Origin of the sequence: Hymenobacter sp. IS2118 (genome assembly GCF_000715495.1) — a bacterium.
Classification (GTDB): domain Bacteria; phylum Bacteroidota; class Bacteroidia; order Cytophagales; family Hymenobacteraceae; genus Hymenobacter.
Genome location: NZ_JNLX01000005.1, coordinates 1 through 6,383 on the forward strand (window position 1 = coordinate 1; position 6,383 = coordinate 6,383).

At 63.5% G+C, this 6,383-nt stretch carries 6 protein-coding genes; 4 read left to right on the forward strand and 2 right to left on the reverse strand.

Translation table 11 applies throughout. From position 1 onward, the window contains the following. Positions 1-1,644, forward strand: a 1,644-nt coding sequence (locus GM79_RS26210) for an SbcC/MukB-like Walker B domain-containing protein (protein WP_316930092.1), incomplete at its 5' end; no start/stop codon positions are given. A gap of 12 nt (positions 1,645-1,656) precedes the next feature. On the opposite strand, the gene GM79_RS00305 is transcribed toward GM79_RS26210, so the two are convergent. Together GM79_RS00305 and GM79_RS00310 are read right to left on the reverse strand one after the other, a co-directional pair. Continuing rightward, a complete protein-coding gene (locus GM79_RS00305; RefSeq protein WP_035557342.1) occupies positions 1,657-2,739 on the reverse strand; it encodes a DUF6687 family protein in 1,083 nt (360 codons plus the stop codon). 43 nt (positions 2,740-2,782) lie between these two features. Continuing rightward, positions 2,783-3,022 (reverse strand): HNH endonuclease, encoded by a 240-nt coding sequence (locus tag GM79_RS00310; protein ID WP_235183882.1) that lies wholly within the window; start codon positions 3,020-3,022, stop codon positions 2,783-2,785. Between the two features lie 252 nt (positions 3,023-3,274). On the opposite strand from GM79_RS00310, the gene GM79_RS00315 reads away from it, so the two are divergent. From GM79_RS00315 to GM79_RS00325, 3 genes are all read left to right on the forward strand, one after another. Then, entirely contained in the window at positions 3,275-3,727 is a 453-nt protein-coding gene (locus tag GM79_RS00315) for a hypothetical protein (RefSeq protein ID WP_152559746.1), read from the forward strand. Between the two features lie 145 nt (positions 3,728-3,872). Continuing rightward, positions 3,873-4,184: a thioredoxin gene (gene trxA / locus GM79_RS00320; RefSeq protein WP_035557348.1), complete on the forward strand. Its 312-nt coding sequence runs from the start codon at positions 3,873-3,875 to the stop codon at positions 4,182-4,184. Positions 4,185-4,306: 122 nt separating this feature from the next. Then, positions 4,307-6,383: TonB-dependent receptor (locus GM79_RS00325; RefSeq protein ID WP_072008481.1), on the forward strand; the 2,077-nt coding region annotated here is incomplete at its 3' end.

The window sequence follows — 6,383 nt, forward strand, 5'->3', positions numbered from 1 at the left end:
CCCGCCCCCGCCCGCCCCGCCGACCCGGCCGCCGTGCGTGCCCTGCTGGAAACGGCCGCCACCGAACTGGCCGCTGCCGCCGCCGCCCGCCGCCGCCTAGCCGAGCTGGACGAGAAGCTGGCTGCGCTGCGCGAACTGTACCAGCAAGCCACCGATGCCGCCGCCACCGCCCGGCAGGAAATTCCGCGCCTGGAGGACCGGCAGACTGGCATCGCGCAGGAGCTGGCCACGCTGGTCGCGGAGCTGGAACACTGGCAGGAACAAGCCGAAATTTTCCAAAGCTCGATTCAGGATTTCCTTGCCCCGCATCAGCTCAAGCTGCCCGCCAAGCCGCCCTACGACGGCATTCTGGCGACCTTGCGCGAGCGGGCCGATTTGTATGAAGCCCAAACCGGAGTTCTGGCTGAGTTGGGCAAGAAGCTCTTGGAGCGCAAAAGCCAGTACCAGCCGCGCCTCGAAGCGCTGGCCGAACAAGCTAAGCAGCTGGCTGCCGCCGAGGCCGCTCTTGAAGCCGAGCAGCAAACCATCGACCAGCAGCAAGCCGCCCGCCAGGCCCACTACGCCGGCTCCGACCCGCTGGCCGCCGCCGAGCAGCTGCGACTTGCTACCCAGCGCCTCGCCCAGGCCCAGCAGTTGGCCCAAACCCTGCTGGCCGACCAGCAGAAAGCCCTTGCCATTCAGCAGAATCGCCAACACGACCTGGAAACCCAGCTCCTGAGCCATCGCGCTGCTCACACTCAACGCCAGACGGAGCTGGCTACCGCCCTCGCCGCGGCTGGCCTGGCCACCGCCGAGGAAGCCCGCGCCCTGCTCCTGCCCGCCCCCGAAGCCGCCCGCCTCGACCAGCGCCGTCAGGACCACCGCACCGCACAGGCCGCCACCGCCCGCCTGCTCCTCACCCTCACCACCGACCTCAACCGCCACGCCGAGGCGGGCCTCACCCCGCACAGCAGCGCCGAGCTAACCGCCCAGCTCAACACGCTTTCGCTGGCCGATGACACGTTGCAGCAGCAGCTGGGGGCCGTGGGCAACCAGCTGAAGCAGGACGACGACGCGCGCGCCCAGCAGGCTTCCGGCTTGCAGGAGCTGCTGGTGCGTCAGCAGGAGCAGCAGCGCTGGGAGGACTTGAGCGAGCAGATTGGCTCGGCGCGGGGCGATAAGTTCAGCCGGTTTGCGCAGGGCATCACGCTGGCCCACCTCGCGCAGCTGGCCAATCTGCGCCTGCGCCAGCTCACGGGCCGCTACACCATCCTCAAAACCACGGGCCAGGATTTGGAGCTGCGCATCATCGACCACGACCAGGCCGACATCACCCGGCCCATGGCCTCGCTCTCGGGTGGCGAAAGCTTTCTGGTGAGCCTGGCCCTGGCCCTGGGCCTAAGCGAGCTGGCCGGCCACAAGGCCCGCATCGAGTCGCTGTTTATTGATGAAGGCTTCGGCACCCTCGACCCTGAAGCCCTCAACACCGCCCTCGACGCGCTGGAACGCCTGCAGCATTCGGGCAAGATGATTGGCATCATTTCCCACGTCACCGACCTCAAGGACCGCATCGGAACCCAGATTCGGGTGCGGCCCGGCGCGGGCGGCAACAGCACCGTGCACCTGGTGAACGTGCTGGGCACCGAAACAGACTGCGCGGTGTAGCCGGGCACGAGTTCAACGACGGGCGGGGGCAGGCCCCGCCCCTACGGCTTTCACTTCGGCCCAGGTCCAGTATTTCCTGGCCGAAATACCCGCGTAGCCCTGCTCAAAAAACGCCAGCACTTCCTGTTCAAATACTTCGGGCGGAATGGACGAGGCGTAAATAGGCCGCCCGTCGGGGTCGGCGTAGCGCTGGGCTTTACTGAGCTTGCGCGTGCCGCCGAGGCGCAGCAGCGGCCCGGTGTCGGTAATACCATCGGTGGTCCAGAGCCGGGGGCCGGCTTCCAGCTCGCTCAGGCGCGCTACCAACGGGGCCAGGGACAGGCGTGGCAGCGTGGGGCGGCTTTCCAGGTCAATCCAGGTAGTGTATTTATATTCCAGCTCGTAGCGGTTGCCCTCGTAGATGGCCAGCACGATATCGAACCCCGCCGTGGCCCCGAAAAGCGCATAGTACGGCACGGGCTGCGGCGTACTGACCACCGCTAGGCCGATGGTGGGGTAGCTCCGGTACTGGCTGCGCGGCCCCTGCACCACGGCAGCAGCCTGCTTCACCCGTTCAAACTCGGGCAGCCACAGCGGCCGGCCGGCCTCCGGGTTTTCCAGCATTGCGCCGAAGCGCGGCAGAAACCACGCGAACTTTTCGGCCGAGGCCTCGTCCTCGCGCCGCTGGCGTAGAGGCGCGCCGAAGGGCTCGTAGAAGCGGGCTTTTTCTTCGGCATTCAGCCAGCACACCAGCTGCAGCGCATGGTCGGCCAGCGGGTGCGCCCAGTTTATTTCCCTGAAATCACCCAACACGGCCACCAGGCGCAGCAATTCTTCGTGGCGCAGGGCCAATTCGGGATGCAGCAGGCTCCAAACCCCGATGAAGCCGTCGATGTCGAAGTGATTGGCCGTGACGGCCGCGGCCTCCAGGCCTGCGGTGGCGGGCTGGTGCAGGGCCCGCAGCGCCGACCCGGCGCTGGTGTCGTCGCGCAGCAGGGCTGGCGTGGCGGCACCGCGCCAGTGCGCCAGGGTGAGGGCAGCGCCGTTGCCCACGCTGTCTACCACAATGGTGGGCTGCTGCCGAAGTTGCGCGAAGGGCACGAAGTAGCGATTCATGCGGCAAAGCTGAGGTACAAATCTGGTTTGGGCCGCCGAGCCCCTAGCGCCGGGCCCGCCGGTTGCTGATGCGCTCCACCCGCTGCTTGCGAATCCAACGCAGGTAGGTTTGGAGCTCCTCGGCGGCGCGCAGGGCCTCTACCGACGCGTAGCGGCGGGCCAGCTCGCGGTTGCTCAGGAAGCGGTGCACGCTGCTGTGGCAGGGCTGGCACAAGTCCACTACGGGGCCGTGGCGGCTGCCCTCTTCACGCGGCACCAAGTGATGGCGCGAAGTGGACTGCACTTCGCGCTCGCAGAGGCCACAGCGGAGACTGGCAGCAGCAATGGTTTCATTTAAAAATAATTTAGGCCGCAACCCGTACTTTGCCATTTGGGATTACACATCGGTAGAAAGAGCACATTCAGCAGCCGTATTAACCCCTTCGTTTCCACACAAGTTGCAGATTAAATCCTTACCCATTAACTTGGCCTGAATTGTGCGTAGCAGCATTGTTTAAATGCCCTTTTATTAAGCAACGTTCCCCAATTTCGACCCATGAAGACAACAGTACCCCCTTTTTCTCCCGCCCAGTCGCCGTCCATAGCCGGCCGGGTGACGGGCGCATTCGTGGCCCTCTTGCTATTGGGCGCGGCACCCGCCGCACACGCCCAAACTTGGATGGTGAGCACTACGGCTCAAATCAAAATAGGAATATTGGATAAATACGGCCAGCTGGGCCCGTACACTGCCACGTTTATCGTTCACAACGAGCGTACTGGCAAGGACTACATGCTGGTAAAGGAGCTTACTAAGGGCCAGACCGGCATCGATGTGCTTTTCCCCACGGACCCTTCCGACCCCGATTATTTCAAGGGTGAGGCCGGGGAAGCCGCCTCCGCTACTCCCGGCCGCTATACCTGGGAATGCCAGGTGAAAGGCGTGAAAGCCGTGGGCGGCCGGTTTGTATTCCCCGAAGTGGCCAATGATGTTACGGTCATTAACCGCTAAGGCAAAATACCTTACGTCTTTTTAGCTCCGAATTCGCTGAAAGCCTGGCCCTGCGCCAGGCTTTTTTCGTTTACTCCAGTCAGCTTCCTTTGGGGCTGGCAGCCGGCATTTGGTTGCTGAGCGCACTCACCTGACTCTTTCATGTATGCCCCGTAAATCCTTCTCCGAACTCATCAACAGTCCTGGCATGCCGGTGCTGGTTGATTTTTATGCCACCTGGTGCGGCCCCTGCAAAACCATGGCCCCCATTCTGGAGCAAGTCGCGGCGCAGCACGGCGGCAAGCTCCGCATTATTAAGATTGATGTGGACCGAAATGCCGCGGCGGCCCAGCAATACCGGGTGCAGAGCATTCCTACCCTGATACTGTTTCATCAGGGCAAGCCGGTATGGCGGCAGGCGGGCGTGGTGCCGGCCGCCCAAATCGCGCAGGCCCTGCAGCCCTACGTGAGCAAATAGCCGGCCCCAGCAACGGTACTTTCTACTTGGTGGTGGCCAAACCATCCGCAGGGTTCGGGCGTTGATTACGGCAGTACCTTTGTGGACTTCTGGTTGCTGCCTCATGTTTTTTTAGTGCTGCTGTGCGTTTTATAGGATTGGTTTTGTTGCTGGCCGGCCTGCTCGGACACCAACCTGTGTGGGCGCAGGAGACGGCCCGGTTCACGCTGAGCGGCACCGTGCGTAGCGCCCAGGGCGAAGTACTGCCCGGCACGAGCGTGGCGGTGCCCGCGCTCAGCACCGGCACTGCGGCCGACTCGCTGGGCCACTTTACGTTGCGCTTGCCGACGGGGCGCCACCAGGTGGTGGTGGCTTTTGTGGGCTACCAGTCGCTCACCCGCGAGCTGAACCTGACCCGCAACCAACGGCTGAACCTGACGCTGCAATCCAGCGGCAACGAGTTGGGCGAAGTAGTAGTGGAAGGCTCGGGCTCGCTGGAGCAGAAGCTGCAAACCACCCAGATGAGCGTGGAGCGCCTCACGGCTGCCGAGGCCAAGCTGCTGCCCGCGCTCTTTGGCGAGGTGGACCTGCTGAAAACGCTGCAGCTCAAGCCCGGCGTGCAAAACGGCGGCGAAGGCACCAGCGGCCTGTTTGTGCGCGGCGGCTCTTCCGACCAAAACCTGGTGCTCGTAGACGACGCCGTGGTGTACAACCCGGCCCACTTGTTCGGGCTGTTTTCGGTGTTTAATCCCGACGCCGTGCAAAGCGTGGACCTCTACAAGGGCGGTTTCCCGGCGCAGTACGGCGGGCGCCTCTCGTCGGTGATTGACGTGAAGATGCGCGAGGGCAACAACCAGAAAACCATAGTCAGCGGCGGCATCGGCCTGATTTCGTCGCGCCTGACGGTGGAAGGCCCGATTGTGAAGAACAAGGGCTCGTTTCTGCTCTCGGGACGCCGCACGTACTTCGACGTATTTACGCGCCAAATCAACAAAGCCAGCGAAGGCAACCCCGACTTCAACCCCATTCCCGACTACTATTTCTACGATTTCAACGCCAAGGCCAACTACAAGCTCGGCGCCAAAGACCAGGTGTTTTTCAGCGGCTACCTGGGGCGCGACGTGTTCGGGTTTGGCTCGCAGGGCGGCTTCGATTTCAATTTCAGCTGGGGCAATACGCTGGGCGCGGTCCGCTGGAGCCACGTGTTCAACAAGCGTCTGTTTCTAAACACTACGGCCTCCTACACCAACTACAAGTACGACGTCACCAATAAGCTCGACCAGTTCAGCTTCAACCTGGCCTCCGACATCCAGGACCTGACCCTGCGCTCCGACCTCGACTACGCGCCCAACGACCGGCACGCCTTCAAGTTCGGGGCCCAGTTCATCCATCACCGCTTTGGCGTGGGCCGCCTGCAGGCCGGCTCCGCCGACGGCCGCTTCAACATCGGCTCCGACGTGCGCTACCCCGGCGTGGAAGGCGGCCTTTACGCGTCCGACAATTTCAAGGCCACCGACGACCTGCAGCTGGAGTACGGCCTGCGCCTGAGCGGCTTTCAGAGCGGCGCCAACCGCTACGCCGGCCTGGAGCCGCGCGGGTCGGCGCGCTATTCGCTCACGCCCAACACGTCCATCAAGGCCAGCTATGCCCTGATGTACCAGTACGTGCACCTCGTCACGAACTCGGGTGCCACCCTGCCCACCGACATCTGGTACCCGTCGCGGCTGTCGGTGAAGCCGCAGCGCTCGCAGCAGGTGGCCACCGGCGTGAGCTTCCTTTTGGGGAAAGGCAAGTACTTGCTCACCAACGAGGTGTACTACAAATGGGCCCAAAACCAGGTGGACTTCAAGGACGGCGCCCAGCTGTTTGTGAACCCCGACCTGGACACGGAATTCCTGTTTGGCAAGGGTTGGGCCTACGGCAACGAGCTGTACCTGGAAAAAAAGCAGGGCCGCACCACCGGCTGGATTGGCTACACCCTGAGCTGGAGCAAGCGTCAGTTTCCGCCCCAGCGCGGCACGAGCGGCATCAACGAAGGCCGCGTGTTTTTCCCCAGCTACGACCGCCGCCACAACTTGACCGTGGTGCTGCTGCACAAGCTAAATGAGCGCCTCAACCTCACGAGCTCTTTCGTGTACACCTCCGGCAACCCTACCACGCTGCCTGGCGCCCGCTTCGGCGTACAGGACGTTTTCGGCGGCGACTTATCGGCGGTTCCCG

Bases quoted from the DNA above. Each gene is read 5' to 3' on its own strand.
- GM79_RS00305 (WP_035557342.1), bottom strand. From the start codon at position 2,739: ATGAATCGCTACTTCGTGCCCTTCGCGCAACTTCGGCAGCAGCCCACC.
- GM79_RS00315 (WP_152559746.1), top strand. From the start codon at position 3,275: ATGAAGACAACAGTACCCCCTTTTTCTCCCGCCCAGTCGCCGTCCATA.
- trxA (WP_035557348.1), top strand. From the start codon at position 3,873: ATGCCCCGTAAATCCTTCTCCGAACTCATCAACAGTCCTGGCATGCCG.